20 protein-coding genes and 1 riboswitch are annotated in these 25,713 nt (G+C 69.3%); of the genes, 4 read left to right on the top strand and 16 right to left on the bottom strand.

The features are described from left to right. Nucleotides 1-264: 264 nt before the first annotated feature. Nucleotides 265-373: riboswitch (SAM riboswitch) on the bottom strand. Nucleotides 374-449: 76 nt separating this feature from the next. The 9 genes from ACQHII_RS41585 to ACQHII_RS41545 form a co-directional block, all read right to left on the bottom strand. After that, complete coding sequence (locus tag ACQHII_RS41585; RefSeq protein WP_427924092.1) at nt 450-1,334, bottom strand: glutathione S-transferase C-terminal domain-containing protein; 885 nt, start codon at nt 1,332-1,334, stop codon at nt 450-452. 66 nt (nt 1,335-1,400) lie between these two features. Next, nucleotides 1,401-1,514, bottom strand: a complete 114-nt coding sequence (locus ACQHII_RS41580; RefSeq protein ID WP_317880146.1) for a putative leader peptide — start codon at nt 1,512-1,514, stop codon at nt 1,401-1,403. A gap of 115 nt (nt 1,515-1,629) precedes the next feature. Continuing rightward, nucleotides 1,630-2,880: an alginate lyase family protein gene (locus ACQHII_RS41575; protein WP_427924091.1), complete on the bottom strand. Its 1,251-nt coding sequence runs from the start codon at nt 2,878-2,880 to the stop codon at nt 1,630-1,632. Between the two features lie 27 nt (nt 2,881-2,907). Beyond that, a complete protein-coding gene (locus ACQHII_RS41570) occupies nt 2,908-6,339 on the bottom strand; it encodes an alginate lyase family protein (RefSeq protein ID WP_427924090.1) in 3,432 nt (1,143 codons plus the stop codon). After that, complete coding sequence (locus tag ACQHII_RS41565; RefSeq protein ID WP_427924089.1) at nt 6,336-7,865, bottom strand: glycosyl hydrolase family 28 protein; 1,530 nt, start codon at nt 7,863-7,865, stop codon at nt 6,336-6,338. Before ACQHII_RS41565 ends, ACQHII_RS41570 begins: the two co-directional genes overlap by 4 nt. A 158-nt stretch (nt 7,866-8,023) precedes the next feature. Continuing rightward, on the bottom strand, nt 8,024-8,887 hold the full coding sequence (locus ACQHII_RS41560; protein WP_427924088.1) for a carbohydrate ABC transporter permease: 864 nt from the start codon (nt 8,885-8,887) through the stop codon (nt 8,024-8,026). After that, complete coding sequence (locus ACQHII_RS41555) at nt 8,884-9,885, bottom strand: carbohydrate ABC transporter permease (RefSeq protein WP_427924087.1); 1,002 nt, start codon at nt 9,883-9,885, stop codon at nt 8,884-8,886. The genes ACQHII_RS41560 and ACQHII_RS41555 overlap by 4 nt, the downstream gene beginning before the upstream one ends. Further along, entirely contained in the window at nt 9,882-11,231 is a 1,350-nt protein-coding gene (locus ACQHII_RS41550; protein ID WP_427924086.1) for an extracellular solute-binding protein, read from the bottom strand. The genes ACQHII_RS41555 and ACQHII_RS41550 overlap by 4 nt, the downstream gene beginning before the upstream one ends. A 201-nt stretch (nt 11,232-11,432) precedes the next feature. Beyond that, nucleotides 11,433-13,250 (bottom strand): ABC transporter ATP-binding protein, encoded by a 1,818-nt coding sequence (locus ACQHII_RS41545; protein ID WP_427924085.1) that lies wholly within the window; start codon nt 13,248-13,250, stop codon nt 11,433-11,435. A 142-nt stretch (nt 13,251-13,392) separates the two neighbouring features. Here ACQHII_RS41545 and ACQHII_RS41540 point away from each other — a divergent pair, with 142 nt between their 5' ends. Beyond that, nucleotides 13,393-14,418: a glycoside hydrolase family 43 protein gene (locus ACQHII_RS41540; RefSeq protein WP_427924084.1), complete on the top strand. Its 1,026-nt coding sequence runs from the start codon at nt 13,393-13,395 to the stop codon at nt 14,416-14,418. Between the two features lie 424 nt (nt 14,419-14,842). Here ACQHII_RS41540 and ACQHII_RS41535 read toward each other — a convergent pair whose 3' ends face one another. The 5 genes from ACQHII_RS41535 to ACQHII_RS41515 form a co-directional block, all read right to left on the bottom strand. Then, the gene (locus ACQHII_RS41535; RefSeq protein WP_427924083.1) at nt 14,843-18,403 is read right to left on the bottom strand and encodes a choice-of-anchor D domain-containing protein; all 3,561 of its coding nucleotides are present in this window, start codon (nt 18,401-18,403) and stop codon (nt 14,843-14,845) included. Between the two features lie 243 nt (nt 18,404-18,646). Beyond that, nucleotides 18,647-18,859, bottom strand: coding sequence for a hypothetical protein (locus tag ACQHII_RS41530; RefSeq protein WP_427924082.1), 213 nt, complete (start codon nt 18,857-18,859; stop codon nt 18,647-18,649). 81 nt (nt 18,860-18,940) lie between these two features. Then, nucleotides 18,941-19,207: a hypothetical protein gene (locus ACQHII_RS41525; protein ID WP_427924081.1), complete on the bottom strand. Its 267-nt coding sequence runs from the start codon at nt 19,205-19,207 to the stop codon at nt 18,941-18,943. Between the two features lie 75 nt (nt 19,208-19,282). Further along, nucleotides 19,283-20,995, bottom strand: coding sequence for an LCP family protein (locus ACQHII_RS41520; RefSeq protein WP_427924080.1), 1,713 nt, complete (start codon nt 20,993-20,995; stop codon nt 19,283-19,285). A 301-nt stretch (nt 20,996-21,296) separates the two neighbouring features. Next, on the bottom strand, nt 21,297-21,995 hold the full coding sequence (locus tag ACQHII_RS41515; protein ID WP_427924079.1) for a lytic transglycosylase domain-containing protein: 699 nt from the start codon (nt 21,993-21,995) through the stop codon (nt 21,297-21,299). 165 nt (nt 21,996-22,160) lie between these two features. Here ACQHII_RS41515 and ACQHII_RS41510 point away from each other — a divergent pair, with 165 nt between their 5' ends. Beyond that, on the top strand, nt 22,161-22,820 hold the full coding sequence (locus ACQHII_RS41510; protein WP_427924078.1) for a zinc ribbon domain-containing protein: 660 nt from the start codon (nt 22,161-22,163) through the stop codon (nt 22,818-22,820). 118 nt (nt 22,821-22,938) lie between these two features. Here the strand turns inward: ACQHII_RS41510 and ACQHII_RS41505 are convergent, their stop codons facing one another. Continuing rightward, nucleotides 22,939-23,520, bottom strand: a complete 582-nt coding sequence (locus ACQHII_RS41505) for a TerD family protein (RefSeq protein ID WP_427924077.1) — start codon at nt 23,518-23,520, stop codon at nt 22,939-22,941. A gap of 68 nt (nt 23,521-23,588) precedes the next feature. Then, a complete protein-coding gene (locus ACQHII_RS41500; protein ID WP_200714024.1) occupies nt 23,589-24,164 on the bottom strand; it encodes a TerD family protein in 576 nt (191 codons plus the stop codon). A gap of 162 nt (nt 24,165-24,326) precedes the next feature. On the opposite strand from ACQHII_RS41500, the gene ACQHII_RS41495 reads away from it, so the two are divergent. Further along, a complete protein-coding gene (locus ACQHII_RS41495; RefSeq protein WP_427924076.1) occupies nt 24,327-24,725 on the top strand; it encodes a BlaI/MecI/CopY family transcriptional regulator in 399 nt (132 codons plus the stop codon). Between the two features lie 6 nt (nt 24,726-24,731). Next, entirely contained in the window at nt 24,732-25,664 is a 933-nt protein-coding gene (locus tag ACQHII_RS41490; RefSeq protein WP_427924075.1) for a M56 family metallopeptidase, read from the top strand. The last annotated feature ends 49 nt before the right edge of the window (nt 25,665-25,713 follow it).

Here is a 25,713-nt window from a genome sequence, read left to right as displayed (position 1 = left end):
TGCGCGGGACCGGGGGCGGGGAAGGGGGCAGGCACACCGACGGGATCGGGTGTGCGTCAGAGGTGCGTCGGCCGACTGGTCGTCAGGCGCGACAGCGGGCGCGGCCCGACGCGGTACACAGTGCGCTGCTGACCCGGAGCAGATCGACAGCGCGGTCGGCGACGAACAGGTTGGCGTACGACCGTACGCAGCCCTGCGGGCGGCATGTGGCCGTCCTGGGAGCTGCGTACATGGCGTCACCTGTCACTGTTCCGGCCCCGTGGGGCCTCGCGCTTACCGAAACGTCATCCGGTCCGGTCGTCACCTGGGGCACCCCACCGCGTGCGAGGGTTGCCGGTCAGCAAGCCAGGGCTTGTCGCTGACACTCATGACCGTTCTGGCCGCAAGTTAAGACAATTGCCCGAACGAATGTCAACGGCCGTCCAGCAAATGGACGGTGGAGACGCCGCTCAACTGCGGCAAGCTCCCGTTTCGTCCGCGGCATGGGCTGCCCAGTCCAGGATCTGGACGGCGGCGCCGGCGGCCTCCAGGCCCTGGCAGCGGGCGTGGTGGCGGCGGGCGATGCCGTCGAGGTCGAGGTGGGTACCGAAGGCCGGGTGGGCGGCCAGCCGGCGGGCGTAGGCCCACAGGTGGGGGTGGTCGGCGATGCGCTGCACGGCGGCGGCGTCCAGGTGGTAGCGGTGCACAGTGTCGAGTTGCACCAGCGTCACCCACAACTCGACGTCGGCGGCGGTGAGTTCGTCGCGGATCATGTGCTCGCGGCCGTCCAGCCAGCGGTCGAGCGAGCCCAGCGTCTCCAGCAGCAGGCCGAGGGCCTCGTCACGCCCGGCCTGTTCGCCGCCGGCCGCGCCGGCGCGCTGTGCCGCGTCCTCGATGCCCTGCGCGCAGAGCCGCTCGACGGCCTCGATCTCCGACTCGGCGCCGCACGGGTGGAGCTCGGGTCCGCCCGCGCCGAAGTGCCGGGCGAGGTCGCGGGTGATGTCGGGAGCGTGGGTGCTGACGATCCGGCCGGACCAGTCGTCGCTCAGGACGGGCGCGGCGGCCGGACCGGAGTAGCGGTGGGCGCTCGCCTCGTAGAGCGGACGCAGTGCGGAGTGTCCACCACTCGGACAGTCGGGTACGGCGGACAGGAACACGGCCGGACAGCTCTCGTGGAGGCCGAGCAGGCTGTGGGTGACGGCGATGCGCAGGCCGTCGGCGCAGGCGGTGGACAGATGGAGGCGGTAGCGGCGCGGGACGGCGTAGTGCCCGCTGCGCGCGTCGCTCCCGATCCTGCCCCTGAACAGGGGGGCGGAGCGGGGCGAGGGGACGGCGGCGAGAGGCGTGACGGACATGGGACTCCCCGGGTACGGGCGCGTGGACGTACGCGCGGCGGAAGCGTCGTCGAACGGTGGAGGGGCTCAGCGCAGTGGGCTCATGGCGCTGCAGACCCGCAGCAGATCGATGTGACGGCGGGAGGTCAGAAGGGGCGAACGGTCCACTCGGCTGGTGGTGACCGGCTCAAGGCGCCCCATGTTTCCCTACCTGTTCACTAGGATTCCCTACTGGAGTGTCGATCCACCGTCGCCCGGGGTCAAGAGGGCGTCCACGGGTCGGGCACCGGTCCCGACCCGTGGACAGGCCGGGCCGCTACTTCGCGTACATCAGGGTCCCGAAGCCGAGCTGGTCGTAGCCGCCGCTGTCGGAGCCGTAGTCACCTCCCCCGCCCTCGGGTGCGACGAGGTTGTAGTACATGGCCGAGATGTACTTGTCGTCGAGGCTGATCCGGCGGTTGTAGTGGAAGTGGAGCATCGCCCACACCGGCCGGATCTGGCCGCGCGAGGCGGAGGAGATCACCGTCTGGGACGACTGGGCGCAGCTCTGCCCGGTCCCCCAGGTGTAGGTGGTGAAGGGCACGTCGCTGCCCGCGTTGTACTTGGCGACGTACTGGGCGGCCTTCATGAAGCGGCGACTGTCGTACGAGTACAGGTCGTCGCCCTGGTTCCAGGCCATCTCGCACACGGCGCCCATCTGCCCCATGCCCATGACGGTGTGCCCCTGGTCGCGGCCGGACTCCTGCCACTGGCCGAGCGCGTAGCCGTCGGAGTCGGTGTACAGATACGGCACGGCGTGCGCGATCGAGCCGTTGCCCGCACCCGACTTGAAGTACGTGACGGCCTGGTCGTACTTGGCGCTGTCCTCGTTGAGGATCCCGATGGCCAGGATCGACGCCATGTTGCAGAGGTCCCAGTTGGCCCAGTAGTTGGTGATGCAGGCGTCGTTGTGGTTGGTGAGGAAGCTGTTGTTGAGCGGATAGAAGACGTTGGCCAGCATCTCCTGCGCGGCGGCCAGATCGAACCCGCTGTAGTCCCGCATGAGTTCGCAGGCGTTGGCGAACTGCCAGCCGTAGATACCGGACGCGAGGAACCGGTCGGCGTTCCCGGTGACCGAAGTCAGCGTGGTCGACCAGGCGTTGAGGATGTTCGCGGCACACACGGCGTTCGCCTCGGTGCCACCGACTTTCCAGCGCAGGGCGTTCTGGTAGGCGGCGGCGATGTCGTTGTAGAGCAGGCTGTAGTTCTGGCCGTCGCCGCCCCGGATGATCGTCGCGGTCGCCCGGTTCGTCCAGGTCGACTGCGAGTGGGAGTTGGCGGTCAGCCTGTTCCAGCCGGACAGCCAGGGGTCGGTTCCCGCCGCAACCCTGACCTTGGCCCGGTTGATGTCACCGGCGTTGTGCAGCATGCCGGGGTGGGTGAAGGTGGCCGGGGCCGCGTGCGCGGTCGTGGCCACCGCGGCGCCGCCGAGAGCGACGGCTGCGGTGAGCCCGCCCGCGGTCTTCAACAGACCGCGGCGGCTCAACTCTGTTCTGCGGAGGTGCTCGTGGGGGGAAGTGCGGCTCATCGCTGTGCATCTCCAATCCGTGGAGGATCAGGTGGGCGTGATGCTCACCTCGTCGAACTCCGTGGTGCAGCGGACCGGTTGACTGCGCGAGCAGACCACCAGACCGACGTAGTAGGGGGCGTCACCGAAGCCGGGGATCTCTCCGTCGGCGAGGGGGGTCCAGGTGACACCGTCATCGGTCGACAACGCCGCGCTGAAGGCGGTCCCGACGCGCTTCAGCCGCAGCAGGGCGGGCAGGGTGACAGCGGCACCACCGGTGAAGGCGGAGGCACCGGCCACGGTCCTGCGGAGCATGAGCTGTGCGGTCGTCCCACCACTGACGATTACGCCCGCCGCCTGGTCGAACGGCGACAGCGACTTCGCCATGAGCAGCCCGACCCGGTCGGTCGTGACACCGGTCCGGGAGACGAGCCGGGCGACGACCTCACAGTCACCGCTGACCGGCCGCCGCACGAACTGCCCTGTCATTCCTTGGCCGTTGGCGTTCAGATCGACGCCTGCGCCGCGCACGGTGAAGGTCCCGCCGTCGTACGACGTGCTGCCCGGCGTGGTGATCGCCACCACGCCCAGCGTCCCGAAGTCACGGTCGTCGAGCACGGTGTCGCCGAGATCGCCGTACGTCCACGGCGCGGGCGGCGCGGTGCCGACCGTGAGAGCGAGGGTGCCGGTGGCGGTCCCTGAGGCGTTGCCGGCGGTGGTCGCGACCGTGAACTCCCCCGTCTCCGTGGGGATTCCGGAGATGAGCCCGGTGCGCCGGTCGATGCGCAGCCCGGCGGGCAGCCCGTCCGCGGTGAACCGCACGGGCTCGTGCGAGGCCCGCAGCAGATGACGGAAGTCGGCTCCTTCGTTCGTGAACACGGTGTTCGCGGAGGTGAGTTGGGGCGCGGAGGGGTTCGGCATCACGGCCCGGGCCGGTGTCGAACGCGGCCCGCGTCCACCGGCGTTGGTCTTCGCGACCGTGTAGTGGTACGTCGTTCCAGGCGTCCCCGTCGCGTCGACGTACCGGATGCGGGTACCGAAGCCGACCGGACCGACGCGGGTGGCGAGGGGCTTGTACGGCCCGTCGGTCCGCGTGGCGCGGAGGACCGTGTACTCGGCGGAGAGGTCCGGGTCGCTCCAGGCCAACTCGACCGCGTCGGCACCGGTTTGGGCCGTCGGGTCGGTGGCGGTACGGGCGGGGCGGGGCACGCGCCACACCGTGCCGCTCGCGGATGTCACGCTGACGTTGTCGAAGGCGCCGGTGCCGGTCTCGGCGTAGTCCTGGTCGACTCCGAGGCAGGAGGTGAGGGCGAGTCCCGCGTACGCGGTGCGTCCCAACTCGACCTCGGTGGAACCGACTTCGGTCCAGTGGACGCCGTCCGGCGAGATGGCGCCGGTGCAGCGCGCACTCTTCCGGGTCACCCGCACCCAGTAGGGCTTCCGCAGCCGGTAGCCGTCACCGGCGCCCTCGACGTACGGCGCCTCCAGCGGGGTGGCCGACTCGGGCAGCGTGCCGAGGTCGGAGATCGGGAAGGACGCGTTGACAGTGATCGCCTGTTGCTGCGCGGGCGGTACGGGAGTGCTGCCGGTCGCGGAGATGTCGGCACCGGTAGCGGGCCGCACGGTCCACACTCCGCTCCAGGTGTGCAGCGGCAGCCCCTGGACGAGCATCGAGGCGTGCGGAGCGTCGGCGTCGAGGGAGGCGCGGACGGTGACACCGATCTTGGAGTACTGCGAGCTGAGCGGCCATACGATCCGCGCGGTGACCGTGCCGTCGCCGCGCAGTGGGAGGTGGACGAGACGGTAGGTGTCGGCGGTACCGCTCGCCTCCAGCACGAAGCGCTCCCCGTCGAAGACGGCGGAACCGGGGATCTTCACGTCCCCGATGTCCTGGGTCGACCAGGGCCCGGGGAGCCCGGCGGAGGCGGCTGCCCATGCCGAACTGCCGCTCGCTCCAATGGTGTTGGTGGCCGTGACGGTGTAGTAGTACGTCCGTCCGGCGTGCACGTCGCGGTCGGTGTACGTCGGCTGGTCGACGCCGGAAGCGATCCTCTCGTAGTGGCCGTCGACGTCGTTCGCCCGCAGGACCGTGTAGGAGTCGGCCCAGGTCGAGGGCAGCCAACTCACCTGCACCGAACGGTCGTTGCCCAATGCCGTGACACCGGCCGGTGGTGTCGGCACGGTCGGCGCAGTTGCCGTGGCGCCGGCGTAGGCGAAGGTGCCCCAACTCGGCAGATCGTCGTTGCTGCCCTCGACGACCCGGGTGCCGCCGGTGCCGCGGAAGACGGCGTTCTTCGTGTACGGGGCGTCGAGGCCGCGCACGCCCGAGTAGTGCGCGTACGCCATCTCGTAGATGGGCGGCAGGTTGCCGCGCGAAGTGGCCGAGACGGCCAGCTTGATGTACTTGCCCGTGCGGTCGAGGTCGGGGACGAAGGGGACATCGCCGCCGAGGTTGTAGCGGGCGGCGTACTCGACGTTGGCGAGGATGCGGTTGTCGTCGAAGCCCCAGAGGTCGACGCCCTGGTTCCAGGCGACCTGCGCGGCGTCCGCGAGCAGGCCGACCGCGAGCTGTTCGTGGCCCTGGTCCCGGCCGCTCTCCTGTCCCTGGCCGGCGGCGGTGACGATGCGGTGGAGGACGCTGCCGTTGCCCGCACCGGCCGCGGCGAAGCGGAGCGCGTCGTAGAAGAGGGTGGGTTGCTCGGTGAACACGCCTATGGCCAGCAGGGATTGAAGGGACGTCAGGTCCCAGTTGCCGTTGGCGTAGAGGGTGTAGCCGGAGAGCGCCGGGTACCAGACGCGGAGGAAGGAGTCCTCGCAGCGGGCGATGTCGGCGGCACTCCAGCCGTCGTAGCCGGTGTGGCGGAGGAGTTCGGCCGCGTTGACGAACTTGAAGGCCTGGAGGCCGGCGCCGAGGGGGCCGTCGGCTCCGGTGATCGCGGTGAGCGAGGCGGACCAGGCGTTGAGGATGTCGCGGGCCTTGTCGGCGTGCGCGGTGTCGCCGGTGACCGCCCAGATGAGGGCGTTCTGGTAGGCGGCGGCCGAGTCGGCGACGGCCTGGTTCTGGTAGTTGGCGGGGCCGCGGCCCCAGGTGGTGATCTGCCCGGTGTTCTGCACGGCGTACGACGCGGAGGAGCGGGCGTGGGCCGCGAGCGCCAAGTAGCCGTCGTAGACCGGGGATTGCTTGGCGGCGACCGCCGCTCCCATCCGGGCGAGATCGTCGGTGGTGTGCAGGAGGCCGGGGTGGGAGAAGGTCACTCCGGTGTCGTCCGAGGCCGCCGCCCGCCCGGGTACGAGCAGTCCGCTCGCACCCGAGGCCAGCAGGAGGGCCGCGGTGCCGCCGAGGAAGCCCCGGCGGCTGAGCGAACCCGGTGTAGTCGACTCCGGTTCGACAACGCCCTTGAGGGGCGCGGGGAACTGCGCGCCCAGCCCCAACGGCGCCGCAGCCGACCGAGACGCTCTCCTACGTGCAGGGCTCCTCATGACGCCGCAGCCGCCTCTGCCTCGGCCGTCGTGAGGAACTTCAAGTTCGTGACGTGCTCGTTGTAGAACCACTGAATCTCGTCAGTGGTGTAGTACCAACTCGGCTTCTTCATCGAGTCGGCGACGACCAGCCCGTTGATGACCAGGTTCTCGAACGTGACGTTGGTGATGGCGTGTTCGGCGTCGTAGCCGAGGAAGAGCGACGGGTTGGCGTGGGTGCCCGTGTAGCTGAGGTTCTTGACGTAGACGCCGTCGATGCCGCGGCCGACCGAGGTGTTGTACTTCGTGTTGAACATCACCTTCATGTAGATGACCTGGCCCCAGCGGAAGTCCTCGATCCGTACGTCCTCGATGCGGACGTTCTTGATGAGGTTGGAGTCGCCGGGGTTGAGGGCGATGCAGCCCTGGTAGTTCATCTGGGGTTCGCGGTGGTCGAGGATGTCGATGTTCTCGATGACGAGGTTCTCGATCGTCTCGGGCGCGTCGGAGTTGCCGTGTGTGCCGACGTTGATCGGGTGGGCGACATCGGCCCACAGAGTGCAGTTCTTGACGGTGATGTCGCGGGTGTCGCCGTAGTAGTTCCAGCGGTGGCAGTAGATGGCGATGCAGTCGTCGGAGTTGCGCATGAAGCAGCCGTCGAAGGTGATCCGGGTCGAGGAGAAGACGTCGAATCCGTCGCCGTTGCCCTTCGAGCTGAACGCGCGTGCCTTCTTGATGTGGACGTTGTCGCTCTCGGCGAACGTGCCCGCGTAGCCTGCCGGGTTGAGGATGATGACGTCCTCGACCCGGATGTTCTTGCTGCCCTCGCAGAGGATCGCGCCGCCGGGGTTGTTGTAGAGCACGCCGCGGCCCGTGAGGCGGGACTTCTCCACGTCCTTGAAGTAGACCTGCGCGGTCAGGACGGCGCCGCCCGCGAGGTAGACGGTCTTGCCGCTGGGGACCAGGAGGACGTTGCCCGTGACGGTGTGGACGCCGGGGCCGAAGTAGATGACGTCCGGGTCGTCGGCGGACGGGGCGTGGTGCTCGACGCGGTTGGTGATCAGGTGCAGGGCGTCGAAGATCTCGTCGTTGATCTGGACGACGACGTCCCTGGGCTCGTCCAGGGTGAACCGCAGGGTGTCGCCGAGGAGTTCGGGCGTGATGCCCAGCGCGTCCGGTCTCACCCGGGCCTTGGTGGTGCCGCCCTTGAGGTACGTCACCTCGATCTCGACCGAGCCGTTGAAGTCGAAGTACGCCATCGACGAGCTGTAGACCTTGCCCGACCCGGTGGTGGCGTTGATCTCCTCGAACTGCGGCCGGTAGATGTCGAGGGTCTGCCAGACGCCGTCGGGGGCGGTACGGACCCGCACCTGGAAGCTGGTGTTGGTCGGCATGGCCGTGGGGCGCGGGTAAGTGACCAGTTTGGGGCGGGAGTTGTGGTCGTCGCCGGCGTGCGCCGCCGTGGCGGTCAGCCCGGACAGACCGGCGGCGAGCGCGGTGGCACCGGCGGCCTGGAGGGCCGCACGACGGGAAAAGGGCGTGTTCATACCTACTCCTTGTTTGATTTGCTCCTTCACCTGCGGGGTGCTCCAGCCGGTGTCGAGCCCGCGACCGTGCTCAGCCCTTCGGGCCTCCGCGCGCTCACGCTCTCGACACCGGCGCACCCCTACGGCTCAGTCGCGGTGCAACAGGGCGCAAAGAAGGGCTACTTGAGACCGCTCGTCGACATCCCGGCGACGAACCCGCGCTGGGCGACGAGGAAGATCAGCAGGATCGGGACGACGTACATGACGGAGGCCGCGGCCTGGAGGTTGGTGTTGGGGGTGCCGGCCGCCGAGACGTAGGTGGTCATCACCGCGACGGCGAGCGTGGAGTGGTCGGTGGAGAGAAGGAGTTGGGGCGCGATGTAGTCGCCCCAGGTCCAGGTGAAGGCGATGACGAAGCTCGCCGAGAGGACCGGCCAGGACTGCGGAAGGAAGATCCGCCAGAAGATCCCGCCGTAGCCGCAGCCGTCGACGATGGCCGCCTCCTCCAACTCGCGGGGAAGGCCCGCGAAGAACTGGCGGAAGAGGAAGACGAGATATGGCGCCGAGGACAGACCCCACAGCACCCACGGCCAATAGGTGTCGACCATGCCGAACTTGGCGAAGATCAGGTAGGTCGGCAGCAGGGTGATCATCTGGGGCAGCATCATCGAGCCGATGAGGATGCCGAACAGGACCTTCTTGCCGGGCGCGGTGAGCCGGGCGAAGCCGAAGCCGACCCAGGCGGAGCTGAGCGTGACGAGAGTGGCGTAAATGGTCGCGATGATCAGGGAGTTGCGGGCGTAGCCGAGGAAGTCGATGGCCCGGTAGGCGTCGACGAAGTTGTGCCACTCGAAGTGCGTCGGCAGCCAGTGCACGGGTGCGGCGGCCAGCTCGGCGGGGGCCTTGAGGCCGGTGAGGATCAGCCAGCCGAACGGGCCCAGGAACAGGCCCGTGATGACGACGAGCGCCGTGTAGAGGACGAGCCGGTTGACGCGTATCCGCGTGCGGGCCGGGGACTTGGGGTGCACGCTGGTGGCGGTCACTTCTGCGCCTCCGGGCCGACGTTGTAGAAGACCACGCCGGAGGTGAACCTGAAGATGAGTCCGGTCGCGACGAGGATCAGGACGAAGAGCACCCACAGCAGCGCGGAGGCGTAGCCGTAGCGGCCGAGCGCGAAGTACTCCGAGAACACATGGATCATGTAGGTGTAGTTGGACTGCGGGATCGAAGTGAGGCCGCCCGTACCGGCGATGGGGGCCAGCAGCATGGGCATGATGGTCTGCACCGAGGCGATCACCCCGGTCACGGTCTGGAAGAGCAGTACGGGTGACAGCAGCGGCACGGTGATACTGCGGAAGGTGCGCCAGGCGCTCGCGCCGTCGATGCGGGCCGCCTCGTGGAGTTCGCGGGGGACGTCCTGGAGCCCCGCCAGCGAGATGATCATGATGTTGCCGGCGGCCCAGAGCACCGTCATGACGAGGACGTAGCGGGCGTAGGGGTCGGCCAGCCAGCCGATCGCGTCGAAGCCGAAGAAGGTCAACGCGCCGTTGGCGGCACCGGAGTTCTGGTCGAAGAGGTTCTTGAAGGCGATGCCCGCGCCCACCGGCGGTACCACGGCGGGAAGGTAGAGCAGGGTGCGGAAGAGGCCGCGTCCCTTGAGGGGGCGGTTGACGAGGACGGCGAGTGCCAGTCCCGCGACGATCGACAGCGGTACGGAGAGCAGCGCGAAGAGACCGGCCCGGCCGAGGGCGTCCCAGGTGACCGAATCGCCCATCAGCTCGCGGTAGTTGCCGAGGCCGACGTAGTGCCAGTGCGGGGAGATGCCGTCGTAGGTGGTGAAGCTCAGCCACAGCGCGTACGCCATGGGTGCGATGGTCAGCAGCGAGAAGCCGATGATCCACGGTGAGGCGAACATGTAGAACGCGCGGTGCTTGCGCGTCGTCATGGACGGCCCGGTGCGCGCGGCGGACCGGGGGCGGCCCGCGTCCGCGGTCGGGCGCGGCCGTCCGACGGCCGGCGAGGACGCCTGATCGACCGTCATCCCACCTGCTCCTTCCCGCGTTTGATCTGTTCGTTGATGACCGAGTTGAGGCGTCCGGCGAGGCGCTCGACGGACATCTCGCCCTGCATCGCGGGCGTGGCCGCCTGGTTGAAGAGGGACTCGAAGGCGTCACCCGAGATGTACGGCGAGACGGCGACCACCGAGAAGTGCTTCAGTTCGTTCTGCTGTGCGCTCAACGACCTTTTCTGGAAGTCCTCCTGATGGGGCATCAGGGGCCGGAGGGACTTCAGGGTGGGGATGCCCCAGCCGCTGGAGGCGCGGGCCTTGGCGGGTGACTCGCCGAAGAACCACTCGAAGACCCGCCAGGCGGCGCCCTTGTTCTTCGACCCGCGGGGCATCCACATGCCGGTGCCGCCCTGGCAGGCGCTGATCCGGGGGCCGCCCGCGAAGACGGGGGCGGGGGCGAGCCGGGAGACCTCGGCCAGCTTCTTGTCGGTGCCGATCATGCCGCCCATCCAGTAGCCGTTGTTCGACATGGCCATCCGGCCGGCCTGGTAGGTGGGTCCGTCCCAGCCGTTGGGGTCGGGCAGGACGGGGCTGGGGCCGACCTTGAGCTTGCAGTAGTCCAGGTACCAGGCCAGCGCCTTGCGGGCCTCGGGGGTGGTGAAGTCGACCTTGTCGAAGTCGTCGGCGAACAGGCTGCCGCCGGCGGATGCGGTCATGGTCGCCATGAGGGTGAGTTTGACCAGGCCGTTGTAGCTGCCGCCGAAGACGGTCGTCTGACCGTTCGAACGCTGTACGAGGTGCTGGGCATGGTCCAGCCACTCGTCGAAGGTGATGGGGGTGTCCTCGGACGGGTAGGCGACGCCCTTCTTGTCGAAGGCCGCGGTGTTGAACCAGAACATGGAGTCCTGGGAGAAGTCCTTGGCCATGCCGTAGCGGGGGCCTCTGCCCTGGACCTTGCCGTCGTAGCGCCAGAGGTCGTTGACGGGATCGAGGTCGCCCGGCCGCAGGACGGTGCTGGTGGCGAAGTAGGAGTCCAGTTCCTGCATGACGTCCCGCGCGGCGTAGAACGCGGCGTCCACGGCGCCGACCCCGCGCACCAGGTCCGGCGGGTTGCCGCTGGTGAGCATCGCGATCAGCTTGGTGATGTCGTAGTCGACCCGCTTGATGGCGATGCCGGTGTCCTGCTTGGCCTGCTTGACGAGGTCGGGGCCGAGGTCGTCGGCCTTCGCCATCACCGTGATGGTCTCGCCCCCTGCGCGCACCCCGGTCGACACCTGGAGGGCGCAGCCGTTCAGCGCCGCCGCGCCGGTCGCGGCACCGGTTGCCGAGAGGGCGAGAAATTGTCGGCGGCTCAGGGGTGCACCAGCATGTGGGTGCATGACCGCACCACCTCCAATAGAAACCGGTTGTCACGCGTTGGGGCAGAGCTTCTTCCGGCTTGGAAACGGCGTCAAGACCTTGGGCGAACTTTCGAAAAGACTGGGTGACCTCGACGACACAGTCCTGGAACACGGTTTACTAGAAACCGGTTGTCCGTCTGTGTGCTGAAAATCCCGGACACCTGGCCGGTGTCCGGAACGTCAGTGCAGGTCGGCGGCGCGCTCGGGGCTCTCGTCGAGGAAACCGCCCGACTGATGCTGCCAGAGCTTCGCGTAGGCGCCCTCGGCCGCCAACAGCTCCTGGTGCGTGCCCTGTTCGACGATGTGGCCGCGGTCGAGGACGACGAGCCGGTCCATGCCGGCGACCGTGCTCAGCCGGTGCGCGACGACGAGTGCCGTCCGCCCCTCCATGAGCCGCCACAGCGCCTCCTGGACGAGGATCTCGCTCTCGGAGTCGAGGGCGCTGGTCGCCTCGTCGAGGAGCAGGATCGGGGCGTCGCGCAGGATCGCCCGGGCCAGGGCGACGCGTTGACGCTGTCCGCCGGAGAGCTTGATCCCGCGCTCCCCCACCATCGTGTCGAAGCCGTCCGGCAGCGCGTCGGCGAACTCGGTGACGTGCGCGGCCTCGGCCGCCCGGCGGACCTCGGCGTCGGTGGCGTCGGGCCGGGCGAACGCGATGTTCTCCCGCAGCGTGCGGTGGAACATCGCCGGGTCCTGCGGGACGTAGGCGATCAGGCTCCGCAGGTCGGCCTGGCGCAGCCGGCTGATGTCCTGACCGCCGATCAGGATGCGGCCGGAGTCGATGTCCGTCATGCGCAGCAGCAACCGGCTGAGCGTGGTCTTGCCGCCGCCGGACCGGCCCACGAGGCCGATCTTCGTGCCGCTGGGCACGTTCAGTTCGAGCCCGTCGAAGAGGGTGTCGGCGCCCGCGTGGGCGAAGGTCACGTTCTCGAAGCGGACGTCGGCGGCGCGGGAGAGCAGCGGTTCCGGCGTGTCCGGGTCGAGCACGGTGGGCGAGGCCAGCAGCAGTTCGGTGAACTGGGCGGCCTCGGTCATCGAGCTTTCCAGGCGCCGGTAGATCTGGTTGAACTCGAACATGATCCGGGTCGCGTTGGAGTAGTACGTGAAGGCGACCACGACCGCCTCGACTCCGTGCTCGCCGCCGCCCAGCGCGACCGCCAGCAGCAGGCCAAGTGCGTTGGTGAGTACGGACAGTGGCGCGACGATGGTGTCGATGCGCAGGTTGCCGTAGTCCCAGGAGCGCAGGGTCAGCCGGCGCGACTTGGCGACACGGGAGCGGTGTTCGGCGGCCTCGCGTTCCTCGGCGGCGAACGCGCGGACCGTGTCCATGTTCATCAGGCTGTCGGCGACATGGCCGGAGACCCGGGCGATGGCCTCCTCGCGCTGGTCGACGAGTGCCTGGCGGCGCCGGATGAGGGGTGCCACGACCAGGGCGGTGAGCGCGATCATCACCAACAGCCCTACGACGAGCAGCGGTTCGTAGCGCCAGAGCACGACCGAGCCGAACAGCAGTGGCACCAGGCTGCCGACGACCTGGAAGGTCATCGTGTCGACGAACTCCTCGAAGCGGGAGGCGAAGCTCAACACCCGCTTGGTGAGGGACCCGGCGAAGTTCTCGTGGAAGAACGCGGCGTCCTTGGCGAAGAGCTCGTCCATGCCGATCACATACAGGTGCTCGATGCCGAGCGCGTCCAGCCGGTTGAGACAGTGCAGTCCGAGCCGCCACAGCACCTCGGCGAACAGCAGCACTCCGGCGAACCCGAGGACGTACGGCAGGGTCGAGCGAACGCCGATGCCCGTGTCGCCGGCGATACGGCCGACGAGCTTCGCGACGATCAGCGGAGCGACGTAGTTGATGCCGATGTTGCCCAGTGCCGGTAAGAGTGTGGCGGGCGCGGTCCACCGGCGGAGCCGGGCCAACTCCCGGCCGTAGTAACGCAGTGCGAGCAGTACCGAGCCCCGGCGCGACCCGGCCTCGCGCGTTTCAGGCGATCCCATCCCCACCCCATGATGTCGTACGGCGCCCGGCATAGGCGCTGGCCAGGAATGGCAGTGTCCCGCGCGGGCGGCCGTGCGGTCCAAGCGTTTTTCCCCCAACAGCGGTGGTGCGCACGGGGGATGAGGGCCCTACGGTGAGTTCATGGTGATCCAGGTGAGTGAGCCCCTGCGGCTCCCCGACATGCCGTTGCACGATCCGTTCGTCGTCGCGGACGAGGAGACGCGCACGTATCACCTCTACACGTCCAACGACCCCTCGGTGTCGGGTGTCGAGGGCGTCGGCACGATGGTCTACCGCAGTCCCGACCTGCGCGACTGGACACGTCCCGCGGTGGTGTTCCTGGCGGCGGAACAGACCGACCTCTGGGCGGGCGACGGCGGTTGGGCGCCGGAGGTGCACCCCTGGAACGGCAGGTACTACCTCTTCACCACGCTGCACGACGAGAAGCGCCCGCTTCCGGTGCCGCCGCCCGGCCGCTGGGGCACGCCGTTCACCCTCGCGAACCACCGGCGCGGCACGGTCACGGCCGTGTCCGATTCCCTGCTCGGCCCCTTCACCGTGGTCGACCCCCTACGCCCCACCCCTCCCGAACACCTCATGACCCTGGACGGCACGCTGTACGTCGACCCGTCCGGGCAGCCGTGGATGGTGTACGCGCACGAGTGGCTGCAGACCGTCGACGGCACCATGGAGGCGATCCGGCTGGCCCCGGACCTCACCGGGACGATCGGCGACCCGGTCTTCCTGTTCAAGGCCTCGGACGCGTCCTGGATCGGCGAGGAGATCCCGGCCGGCGTCCCGCACCAACTCCCGCCCTACGTCACGGACGGACCGCAGCTCTACCGCACCCCCGGCGGTTCCCTGCTCATGCTCTGGTCGACGTACGAGAAGAACCGTGCCGACCCGGACGGCAGCCTGAGCGGTGGTTACGTCCAGACCTACGCCGTCTCGGAGTCGGGCGAACTCACCGGGCCGTGGCACCAACACCGGCCGCTGGTACGGGAGGACAGCGGACACGGGATGCTGTTCCCCACGTTCGAGGGGCGGTTGATGCTGATCCTCCACCGTCCGTTTGAGAACGCGCGCGGCAAGTTGTACGAAGTGGAGCTGCTGGACCGCGAGTTGCGGGTGATGCGGCAGCGCACGGACCTGGACGGCGGGGGCTGACCCGACACCGACCGCCCCTCGGGCGCCGTACACCTGGAACTCCGAGACCTGCCCGGCCCAGGGCGGCGTACGAGGTCTGGTAGGTGTTCGTGTACTCGCGCACGTCGGGCCAGCACTTGATGATTGGTGTTGTTGCGGGACGGCGGCCGGCCCCAGTCCTGGCTCCAGTGCCACCAGCCGTTGATCGGCGCGCCGTCGCCGACACACGCGAACCAGCCCTGGTGGCCGACGGTGACCTTGCCGACGACGTCGCCCGGCGAGCCCGCGGCTGACGCTGTCGGAGGGAATACGGACTCCGCCGCTCCCACCGCGGTGGCCGCGATCGCGGCCCTCAGGAAGACCCTGCGGGTGACACACATCCCGACTCCGTTCGGTGGTGGGGACCGCCGGGCGCGGGTGCGCCCGGCGGCACCGTCGTGTCAGGTCAGGTGTTCCAGACCTGGAACTCGGAGATCTGGCCGGCCGGCCAGCCGTTGTTCGCCGTGATGTTCACCCTGAGGTACCGCTCGGTGGCCGCGGTGAACGTGAGGGTGACCGTGTTGTTGGTGGTGGGGTCGAAGGTGTAGGTGGCCGACGCCTTGAGGGTGGTGAAGGAGGAGCCGTCGGTGCTGCCCGACAGGGACAGCGTCTGGTTGCGGGCGCCCCAGGTGGCGGGGAGTTGGAGGACGACGCGGCCGGTGCTCTGCGCGGAGCCGAGGTCGACCTGGACCCACTGCGGGAAGGCGTTGTTGGCGCTCTCCCAGTAGGTGCCCTGGTTGCCGTCCGTCACGTTCGACGAGGCGTAGACGTCGGTGTGGCTGGACTCGGTGGTGGCCGCGCCCGCCGCCAGGTTGCGGCTCACCGTGCCGGCTCCGGTGCCGGTCAGCTGGACCGTGGTGGTGCCGTTCGACGCGTTGCTGGCGATGTCGAGTTCGCCGGTTCGGGTGCCGGACGCGGTGGGTGTGAAGGTGACGGCCACCGTGCAGGAGGCGCCCGCCGCGATCGACGTCCCGCAGGTGTTGCTCTGCCCGAAGTCGCCCGTGGTGGTGACGCCGGAGACGGTCGCGGCGGCGGTCCCGGTGTTGGTCACCGTCACCGACTGCGCGCTGCTCGCGGTGTTGAGCGCCTGGGTGGGATACGTCAATGACGTCGGGCTGGCCGAGAGGGTCGCCGGGGAGGAGCCGCCGCCGCTGGGGAACACCTCGAAGTCCGACAACTGGGCCGCGTTCCAGCCCGAGTTGGCGGTGATGTTCACCCGCACATAGCGCGCCGTGGCGGCGCTGAACGTGATGGTCGCCGTGTTGCCGTTGGCGTTCGGGTCGAAGGTGTAGCCGGCCGAGGCCTTGATGGTGGAGAAGCTGGAGCCGTCCGTGGAGCCCTGCACCGACAGGGTCTCGGTGCGGGCCGACCATGCCGTGGCCGGCGGGAGTTTGAGGACGACCTTGCCGACACTGTAGTTCTGGCCGAGGTCGACCTGCGCCCACTGCGGGAACGAGCCGTTCGTGCCCTCCCAGTACGTCGACGCGTCCGGGTCGGTGAGGTTCGAGGCGACGTAGGGGCTGTTGCTCGAACTCGCCGAAGCAGGCCGTCCGGCGGCGATGTCGGTGGTGCTGTCGATGCCGGTTCCGGTCAGGGATACGGCAGTTGGGCTGTTGTTGGCGTTGCTGGTGACGGTCAGGTTGCCCGTGCGCGCTCCGCCCGTGGTGGGCTTGAAGCCGACGGTCACCGTGCAGGAGGCGCCGACCGCGAGGGTGGAGCAGTTGTTGGTCTGGCTGAAGTCACCGGTCGCCGCGACGGCGGAGACGGTCGCCGACGCGGTGCCCGAGTTCGTCACCTTCACCGTCTGCGCGGTGGCCGACGAGCCGACCACCGTACCGTCGAAGGCCAGACTCGCCGGGTCGGTGTTCAGCACCGGCCCCGGCGCGGTGCCGGTACCGGAGAGGGTGACCGTGTTGGTGACCCCGCCCGCGTTGACGGTCAGAGATCCGCTACGGCTGCCCGTCGCGGTCGGCGCGAACCTCACACTGACTGTGCAGGAGCCGTTCGCCGCGATCGACGAGCCGCAGGTGTTGGTCTGGGAGAAGTCGCCGCTGGCGGAGATCGAGGAGACGGACGCGGCGCTGTTGGTCGGGTTGGAGACCGTCACGGTCTGGGCGTCGCTCGTCGAACCGGTAGCCACCGAACCGAAGTTGAGCGCGCCGGGGGTGGCCGTCACGCCTTCGGACGGATAGGGCGGATACACGGGTGCGGGCCAGCCGCCGCAGTAAGGCGTGCCGCTGATACCGGAGTTGCCGCCGCCGTCGGTGACGACGAAGTTGCCGCCCGAGCAGCTGTACACCGGATTCGAGTAACCGACGCCGGTGGCCGAGACGTTGGTGAACTTGGCCGCGCCGCCGGTCTGTTCCTGGAGGGCGAAGGTTCCGGTGCCGGCGATGGTCACGTTGGTGAGGTTGACGCCGCTGATGGTGCCCTCGACCCACTGCACCGCTTCGTAAGGGCTCTGCTGGATCAGGGCGTTGGTCACGTTGATGGGTCCGGTGATCGCGCCCTGGCTGCCGTCGAACCACAACGCGCCTACGCCGAACTGCCAGTTGGGGTCGAGGCTGCCGGCCCGGACCATGGTGTTGTCGGAGATCGTGGTGGTGCCGACCGGGGTCGAGGTGAAGCGCTGCCCCACGTGGATGCCGCCGCCCTGGGCGATGCCGGTGTCCACGACCCGGTTGCCGCTGACGGTGTTGTCGTGGCCGCCGTAGATCGCGATGGCGTTGGCGAGGATCTGCAGGGACACGGTGTTGTTGGAGATCGTGTCGCCCGCGTCGGCGCCGATGGCGGAGTCCGCCCAGGTGGCGATGCCGTCGTCGCCGGTGTTGCGGATGTCGCTGTTGGTCACCTTCGAATCGGTGACGCCGCCATGGAAGTTGATGCCGTCGGCGGTGGTGTCCCGGATGCGCATACCGGTGAACGTCAGGCCGTCCATCGGCCCGTCCATCCAGGCGCCGACCTTCATGTGGTCGATCCACAGGTTGGAGACGGTGGAGGAGCTCATCGCGCCGCCGATGCCGTTGACCTGGGCGCTGTCGTCGCGTTCCTGCACATTGCCGAAGATCGCGAAGTTCTGGAGGCGGACGCCGGTGCTCGCGTTGGGCGCGGAGTTGCCGTAGAAGCCGGGGGCCGTGCCGGTGACGGTGGAGTACCACATGCCGGCGCCGGCGATCGTGACGTTGTTGACGCTGATGTGGCCGGGGATGTTGAAGGTGCCCGGCGGGATCCACACGGTGCCGCCGGGGCCGGCCGAGCTGATCGCGGCGTTGAACGCGCTGGTCGCGTCGGCCACGCCGGTCGCGTCGGCGCCCTTGCTGGTCACCGAGACCGAGCCGGAGGGGGCGGTCAGGGCGGCGCCGACCTGCTCGAAGTCGGCGAAGTCGATCGTGTAGGAGGAGGCGGTGTCGCCCGCGTCGACCTGGAGCTTGAAGGTCGTGCCCGCCGGATAGGTGGTGGAGAACAGACGGTGGGCCTCGTCGTAGAAGTGGTGCGGGTTGCTGCCAGGGGTGTTGGTGAAGGGGTAGCTGCCGTAGTACCAGCTGTAGGCGTTGGTCAGGGTGAAGTCGGGCTGCTTGACGCCGCCCACGTACAGCGACAGCGCGGCGGTGTACACCGAACCGCCCGAGGTGTCGGGGATGCTGTAGCGGAAGTTGATCGAGTTGGTGGCCACCGGTGTGGTGAACGTGACGTACTGGCCGGTGCCCTGGAGGGTCGTGGCCTTGCGGTAGGAGGCCTCGTCGGCGAGCTGGCCGGCGGTGTAACTCGGGCCGATGTTCGTGCCGTTGGTGGCGGAGTTCTCCGCCTGCACCTCGACGTAGGGCAGGCTCGCGCCGCTGCCGCCGGTGGCGGTGGACGCCGCCGAGGCGGGTGCCGCCGCCAGAGCGAAGACGCCGACGGCGGCCAGCATCACGGTGCTGACCGCCCAGACGAGGGCTCGTCTCAGATCTCGGATGGAATGGAACACGTGCCACTCCTTTGATCATGAAATGCCGCGACTGTTCCGCGGGCATCGCCAGGGAGGGGAGGGAGACGGGGGGTTGGTGACGATGCATGGGGGACCGTAATGTCATAGACATGATCACGCAATAACTAGACAGAACTCTGCAACAAATAAAAACGTGGCCCGCAAGATCTCAGGTGGACCGCGCATATGCCGGTGCCGCCGGACGGAGGGTCCTGCGGCACGTGGGGAGGGTGGGGTCAGAGGTCAGGCGTCGACGTACAGGTTCAGCGTCGCGGTGGAGCCACCGCCGCCGGACGCCGAATCGGGGATGCTCGCGCGGACGTCGAGGAAGGAGATCGGCCGGCCGGTGGTGTTCGTCCACCGCACCGACCGGCCGGTGCCGTCCAGATGGACGCAGGAATGGCCGGAGGCCTCAAGGGCCGCGCTGGAGTACTGGGCCGTCGGGGCCGAGGTCAAGAATCAATTGCACAAGTGAGTGCAAGTTTCTTGCTTCAGCGCGCAATTCGTGAACGCCGCGTGTTGCGCACACTCCGAGGGCTACACCTCGTTGAAGCCGCGCGTCGCGTCGTAGATGTCCAGCACGATGACGACCACGAAGAAGCTCGTCACGACGTAGTGGATGTTGACGCCGTCTGCCCAGGCTGAACGCGTCACGGTGTCGGTGGTGTGGGCGAGGTGACTGCCGTCGCCCTCGGGGTCGGCCACGATCCGGCCGAGGAGGCGCTCGAACTTCTCCCGGTCCGAGGCCGGCATGTACTCAAGGAACCGCGCGACCTGCTCGGTGAACTGCACACGCCTCTTCATCGCGGAGGATGGTACGGACACGAGGCGGGTCCCTGCCGAGAATATTGGGGCCGCGGCCGCGGAGGCCGTCGTCGGCTACGAAGCGGAGTCCTTCCTGCTGCTCGCCGCCGCGTAGGCCTGGGCGGGCGTCATCGGCACGCCGTTCAGGGACACGGTCTTGTACGGGCTGACCTTGGCACAGGAGTTCGACTGGTCGGCGGTCGAGGCGTTGGCGTTGGAGACGGCCGCGTGGGTGTCGGCGGGGGCGGCGGACGAGGAACCGCCGGAGAGCGTGGTGCCGGTAGGCCAGTCGGCGCCGATGACGAGGGTCAGGCCGCTCGCGCTGCTCTGGGTGAGGTGGGAGGCCGACAGGCCGAGGGCGGAGGCCACCGTCTGGGCCTCGGCCTTCTCGCCCGGGCCGTAGGTGAGTTTGGTGGTCGCCGCCTGTTCGGGGGCGTTGCCGGTGCTGGTGCCGGGGCTGAAGCCCTTGGCGATGAGGGCGTCGGCGATCACGGAGGCGCGTCCGCCGATGGTGGTGCCGTTCTCCACCTTCACGGCGACCTCGGCGGCCGGCACCGTGGCGGGCGCGGACGCGGTCGGCGAGGAGGATGCTTTCTTCTTCTTGCCGCTGCCCGAACTCAGCGACTGGTCGTTGGCGATGGCCGCGAACAGCGACTTGGCACCGGCCGCCGGGACGACCCGGTCGGCGTTGGCCGGGTCGGCGCCGGTCTGCATGGTGGTGAAGGTCATCCGCTTGGAGGGGACCTTGTCCAGGTCGGTCGCCAGGTCCACGAGCTTGCCGACGCTGCCGAGGCCGGTGTCGACGGTCAGGGCCTTGGTGGCGGCGTCGGCCAGGGAGTACACCTTGGCGGGGTTGGCCAGCGTGCCCGCGCTCTTGAACTTGCGGATCATCGCGCTCAGGAAGAGGTGCTGGGAGACGGTACGGCCGAGGTCGCTGCCGTCGCCGAAGCCGTGCCGGGAACGGACGAACTCCAGCGCCGCCTCGCCCTTGAGGGTGTGGGTGCCCTTGGCGAGCTTCAGGTGCGAGTAGGTGTCGTAGACGTTGTCGCTGACGCAGACCGAGACCCCGCCGACCGCGTCGGACATCTTCACCACACCGGCGAAGTCGAGCATCACGAAGTGGTCGATCGTGACGCCGGTGAGCTGGTGCACGGTCTTCACCTGGCATGCCGGGCCGTACTGCAGCGCGCTGTTGATCTGGCCGTAGTAACCGGCCGTCGCCTGGCTGCTGTCCGGGTCCTTGCAGGCGGGCACCTGGGTCATGGTGTCGCGCGGCACGCTCATCACGGTGGCGTTGGACCGGTCCGCGGAGACGTGCACCACCATCTCCACGTCCGCGTTGTGGCCGACGGTCGAACTCCCGGAGCCGCAGCCGCCGCCCAGTTTGCAGTCGGCCGCGTTGTTCCGGCCGTCCGAACCGATCACCAGGAGGTTGATCGGCGTACGGCCGAAGGCGTCGGCCTTCTCCTTGCCGCCCGCGCCGTCGTCGAGCGCGACGCTGTTGATGTTGCCGTTCAGGTGCTCCCAGAGCCAGGTGCCGACTCCGGCGGTCACGAGGATCAGCGCCGAGACCGTGATCAGGGCTATGCGGGCGACCCTTCGGCGCCGGGCCACCGGTTTGGCCCGGCGGCGCGAGCGGTGACCGCCGCCCCTCGCCGCCTGCCGCGCGGCGGCTCTCCCGGCCGGTGGCCGATGGGCCGACCCCTCGTCCGCTCTGCGCGGGCGTGGCATGCCGGAGCGATCCCGCGTGGCCGCACGGCCGGACCTCTCGCCCCGGGGGTCGCTCATCCACCACTCCCTACGCTGTCACCGACACCGACCACCGCCCCGACGGGCCCACCCGCATGTCAGGGCGCACCCCTTGAGCCGGATGATTGCGCAATATAGCAACTGTCATCACTTCCGCCTCAGGGCTCTCCCCCTTCCGGGGTCCCAACTCGGATCGAGCGAGGCCCTGTTCGGTCGTACGGACTCCCGGCGGGCAGGGCGACCCGGATCTTCAAGAGCGAGTCCTGGACGCCTGCACTCAAGGAGCGGGATTCCGGGCGGCCTTGAGCAGCGGTGTCTTCGCCGACCCGGCGAGTGACGTTCAACTGCCCTGCCCGGCAACGGCTTTCCCGGCCTTGGCCCAGTTGGCGTGCAGGCGGTCCAGGTACGACTGCGCCTGGCTGCCCGGGGTCGTGCCGCGGGCGAAGGCGAGCATGTTGCCCGCGCCGGTGTTGTAGCCGAGGGCGAGCAGGTCGTCCTCGCCGAGGGATGTGTGGCGGGCCGCGGGGAGTTGAGCCGCCAGGTCGTGCAGGTACCAGGCCTCGGCCTCGATGGCGAGGTCGCGGTCGTCGGGGAGTTCGTCCCAGCTGCGGTCGGCGAAGTCCCGGCCCCGCTTGACCTCGTCGAAGGTCGCGCGGTGCATGTTGGCGATACCGAAGGCCGCGTCCGGCTTGTACCGCTGCCAGGCCCGCTCGAAGGCCGCGTCATGCGGCTTGTACGCCTCGTTGTAGAGGATCGCCATCACCAACTGGGCGCTCACACCGGCCTGTTGGGCCCGGGCGCGGACTTGGGCCGCGTAGGCGGCTGGGTCGTAGGACGAGGTGGTGGGCGAGGCCGACGGACTGGCCGAACCACCCGCCGTGACCGAACCACCCGCCGTGGCCGATCCGGACGCCCGGGTCGACGGGCTCGGAGTCGCGGCCTGTGGCGTGTCCGCCGCGCGTACGAGGACGTAGACGACGACCGCGAAGACCGCGAGCGCGAGCCATCGTCGCCGGGACCGGGTCCGGGGTTCGGCCATCTCCCGCCTTCTCTCAGGACGGCGTGCGCATCCGGAACCCGAACGTACCGCAAGCCCTCCCCCTGGTCAGATGTCCCCCCATCACCGGGAATTTGGCGAGAACCAGTACTCTGCCGCTCGCGTCATACGGCAGTGTGCCGATGGCCTGAACTGTGGGGGGACCACGTGAGCGGTGAGATCTACTTCAGCAACAACTACCGTGACCTGTGCGTACGCAACGGAACGGGGGCCGGTTTCCAGTTCGAGTTCTCGTGCGCCCGCTGCTACGACACCTGGCGTTCACCGTTCGAGGCGTACGTCGGCGAGCGGGCCGCCACCTGGCTCGGCAAGGGCGTCGACGCGGCCTGGAGTCTGCTGGGCAGCGCCGGCCGGGGCATGTCGTCCGCGGCCGACGGGCTCGCGGGAGCCGGCTGGGGACAGGCCCGCGACCACGCCTTCCAGCAGGCGATCGACAACGCGGAGGGGCACTTCAACCGCTGCGCGCGCTGCACCGACTACGTCTGCGGACGCTGCTGGAACGCGGCACAGGGCCTGTGTCTGCGCTGCGCCCCCGACACCGCGGCCGAGGCCATGGCGGCCCAGCAGCGCGGCCTCAACGACATGGCGTCCCAGCGGGCCTACGCCGCGGGCCAGCAGGCCGGACAGGGCTACGACCCCTCCACACCACGGCAGTTGGTGTGCCCGCAGTGCCGGACCGAGACCCACGGGGCCGCCTTCTGCTCCGGGTGCGGCTATCACCTCGCCCAGTCCAACGCGTGCACGTCCTGCTCCGCCGCGGTGCCGGACGGCGCCGCGTTCTGCCCGGGGTGCGGAACACGGCGGTAGCGCGGTCAGCGGTGTCGAGGACGCGCAAGTCCCCGACAAAGCGCGGCAGTTCGCGGGCGCGAAGCACGGCCGGCGCTCCGAGTCCCGACCCGTGCCGCTCGGCACGGGTCGGGAGCGGTCACAGATGGGCGGCCACGGCGGGCAGCAGGTCCTGGAAGGTGCGGCCGGCCGCGGGTTCGCCGATCGCCTTCAACTGCCAGCCGCCACCCGCTCGGTAAAGTTTTGCCATGATCTGGGCCGTGTAGGTGCCACCACCGCTGAGCGTGTAGCGGGCCAGCTCCTGTCCGGTGGTCTCGTCGATCAGCCGGCAGAAGGCGTTCTGCACCTCGGCGAAGGTCTGACCGGTGAACGAGTTGACCGTGAAGACGATCTGGTCGATGTGGACGGGGACCCGGCCGAGGTCCACCAGGATCGTCTCGTCGTCACCGGAGCCGGCGCCGCCGACCAGGTTGTCCCCGGTGTGGCGGACGGAACCGTCGTCGCTCGTCAGATGCTGGAAGTAGACGACGTCGACGGACTCCCGGCCGGCGAAGAGCAGGGCCGAGGCGTCCAGGTCGATCTCGCGGGGACCGGTCAGCTTGGCCAGGAATCCCTTGCGGGGCGCGGCCTGCCAGCCGAGCCCCATGCGTACGGACGTCAGGGCACTGCCGTCGGACTTGCTGAGGCTGACCTGCTGGCCCTTGCCCAGGTTGACGGACATGCGCGGTCTCTCTTTCTGCCGCTCGGCGGGCTGCTGGACGAGGAGTTCGGGGCGCGGGTGCGGACTCCTCAGACACCGACCCCGAAGTCGGCGGCGATGCCGGCCAGCCCGGCGGCGTAACCCTGGCCCACCGCACGGAACTTCCACTCCGCGCCGTTGCGGTAGAGCTCGCCGAAGACCATGGCGGTCTCGGTCGACGCGTCCTCGGACAGGTCGTAGCGGGCGAGTTCGGCGCCGCCGGCCTGGTTGACGACGCGGATGAAGGCGTTGCGGACCTGCCCGAAGCTCTGTCCGCGGGAGTCGGCGTCGTGGATCGAGACGGGGAAGACGATCTTGTCGACCTCGGCCGGTACGGCGGCGAGGTCCACCTTGAGGGACTCGTCGTCGCCCTCGCCCTCACCGGTGAGGTTGTCGCCGGTGTGCTCCACCGAGCCCTCGGGGCTCTTGAGGTTGTTGTAGAAGACGAAGTGCTGGTCGGAGGGGACCTTGCCCGACGCGTCGAGCAGCAGCGCGGAGGCGTCCAGGTCGAAGTCCGCGCCGGTCGTGGTGCGCACGTCCCAGCCCAGGCCCACCAGCACCGCCGTGAGACCCGGCGCCTCCTTGCTCAGCGAAACATTGCCGCCCTTGGACAGGGAAACACCCATGACTCGTCCCTCCACGCATGCCGACGATCCGGGTCCGAGGCACGGACCCGGGTTAGAATCTACAACACTGTAGAAATATCAGGGAGGGCGGCACGGACCGCCGACACCGCGTAGCTACGATGTGACGATCGCGACCCCGCAGCGGCAGGAGGAGAACGGAACGTGGCGAAACCGGATCCGCGTCCCCCGCGCCGGGCACAGGGCGCGCTGGAGACGCAGGTGCTCACCGCCCTGCACACCGCCGGGACGCCGGTGACCGCGGCCTGGGTGCAGGAGCGTCTGGACGCCGATCTCGCCTACACCACCGTGATGACCGTGCTGATCCGCCTGCTGGAGAAGCAGGCCGTGACGCGCAGGCGGGAGGGCCGCTCGTTCGTCTGGTCGCCCGCCGCGGACGAGGCGGGGCTCGCCGCGCTGAAGATGCGCAAGGTGCTCGATCGTGAGCAGGACCGCAGGGCGGTACTGGCCAGCTTCATCACGGCCCTGCCGGAGGACGACGAGCAACTGCTGCGCGCCCTGCTGGACCAGGCGGCCGACGAGCCCGACGAGTCGGCGGGCTGACGCCCCGTGGGTGTCTTCGTCCTCCTGCCACTGCTCCTGCCGTTGACGGCCTGGCCGATCGCCCACCTCGCCACCCAGCATCTGCACCCGCGCGCGGCGACGACCGTACTGAGCGTCGTGGCCGCCGTCATGGCCGTGTGCAGCACCCTGTGCCTGGGCCTGCTGATGGTGGTCGGCACCGCACAACTCCCCGGCAATCCCCTGCCGGACGGCTGGTCGGATCCCGAGGTCCGGGAGAGCGTGCCCCAGGACGAGATCGCGGGGAAAGCCGCGATTCCCTTGCTCCTGGCGGTGGTTGGGGGCTGCGGCCGGACCCTGTGGCGCCATTTCCGCGTACGACGGCAGGCTCACGCGGCACTCACCGGCCTGCGCGACACGTCGGTCGCGGTCCTCCCGGACGCCGAGCCGTACGCGTACGCCCTGCCCGCCGGTCCACGCGACCGGATCGTGGTGTCCACCGGCATGCTCGACCGCCTGGACGCTCAGGAGCGCCGAGCCCTGTTCGCGCACGAGCGGGCCCACCTCGCCGCCCGGCACCACCGCCACCTGCTGATCGCTCAACTGGCCGCGCAGGCAAACCCGTTCCTGCTGCCACTGCGGACGGCGGTCGTCTACGTCGCCGAGCGCTGGGCGGACGAGGAGGCCGCCCACCGTGTCGGCAGCCGCAAGGCCGTGGCCCGCGCGATCGGCAAGGCGGCGCTCGTCTCACGCGGCACACCGGGACCGACGCTCGCGGGCCTCGCGGCGCCGGGACCGCTCCCCCGCCGCGTCGCCGCGCTGCTCGCGCCGGCGCCTCCGGCACGCACCTGGCCGCCGCTGTTCACCGCCGTGGGCCTGGCCCTGTGGAGCGCCGCGGCGGGCGCCGCCCTGTCCGCCACGTTCTCGGCGAACTCGGCGGTGACGCTGCTGCTCCTGCTGCACGCGGCAACTCCGCTGTAGCGGAACGCAGTCGCGGCCCACGGGACACAACTCCCGTGGGCCGCAGGGC

It is taken from the genome of Streptomyces sp. cg40, from assembly GCF_050320165.1.
Taxonomy (GTDB): domain Bacteria; phylum Actinomycetota; class Actinomycetes; order Streptomycetales; family Streptomycetaceae; genus Streptomyces; species Streptomyces hokutonensis.
This window is presented reverse-complemented; position numbering and strand designations above follow the sequence as displayed.

Coding starts and splice junctions, on each gene's coding strand:
- ACQHII_RS41540 (WP_427924084.1), top strand. CDS start 13,393: ATGGTGATCCAGGTGAGTGAGCCCCTGCGGCTCCCCGACATGCCGTTG.
- ACQHII_RS41575 (WP_427924091.1), bottom strand. CDS start 2,880: ATGAGCCGCACTTCCCCCCACGAGCACCTCCGCAGAACAGAGTTGAGC.
- ACQHII_RS41580 (WP_317880146.1), bottom strand. CDS start 1,514: ATGGGGCGCCTTGAGCCGGTCACCACCAGCCGAGTGGACCGTTCGCCC.
- ACQHII_RS41525 (WP_427924081.1), bottom strand. CDS start 19,207: ATGAAGAGGCGTGTGCAGTTCACCGAGCAGGTCGCGCGGTTCCTTGAG.
- ACQHII_RS41520 (WP_427924080.1), bottom strand. CDS start 20,995: ATGAGCGACCCCCGGGGCGAGAGGTCCGGCCGTGCGGCCACGCGGGAT.
- ACQHII_RS41550 (WP_427924086.1), bottom strand. CDS start 11,231: ATGCACCCACATGCTGGTGCACCCCTGAGCCGCCGACAATTTCTCGCC.
- ACQHII_RS41505 (WP_427924077.1), bottom strand. CDS start 23,520: ATGTCCGTCAACCTGGGCAAGGGCCAGCAGGTCAGCCTCAGCAAGTCC.
- ACQHII_RS41565 (WP_427924089.1), bottom strand. CDS start 7,865: ATGAACACGCCCTTTTCCCGTCGTGCGGCCCTCCAGGCCGCCGGTGCC.
- ACQHII_RS41570 (WP_427924090.1), bottom strand. CDS start 6,339: ATGAGGAGCCCTGCACGTAGGAGAGCGTCTCGGTCGGCTGCGGCGCCG.
- ACQHII_RS41545 (WP_427924085.1), bottom strand. CDS start 13,250: ATGGGATCGCCTGAAACGCGCGAGGCCGGGTCGCGCCGGGGCTCGGTA.
- ACQHII_RS41555 (WP_427924087.1), bottom strand. CDS start 9,885: ATGACGGTCGATCAGGCGTCCTCGCCGGCCGTCGGACGGCCGCGCCCG.
- ACQHII_RS41500 (WP_200714024.1), bottom strand. CDS start 24,164: ATGGGTGTTTCCCTGTCCAAGGGCGGCAATGTTTCGCTGAGCAAGGAG.
- ACQHII_RS41585 (WP_427924092.1), bottom strand. CDS start 1,334: ATGTCCGTCACGCCTCTCGCCGCCGTCCCCTCGCCCCGCTCCGCCCCC.
- ACQHII_RS41515 (WP_427924079.1), bottom strand. CDS start 21,995: ATGGCCGAACCCCGGACCCGGTCCCGGCGACGATGGCTCGCGCTCGCG.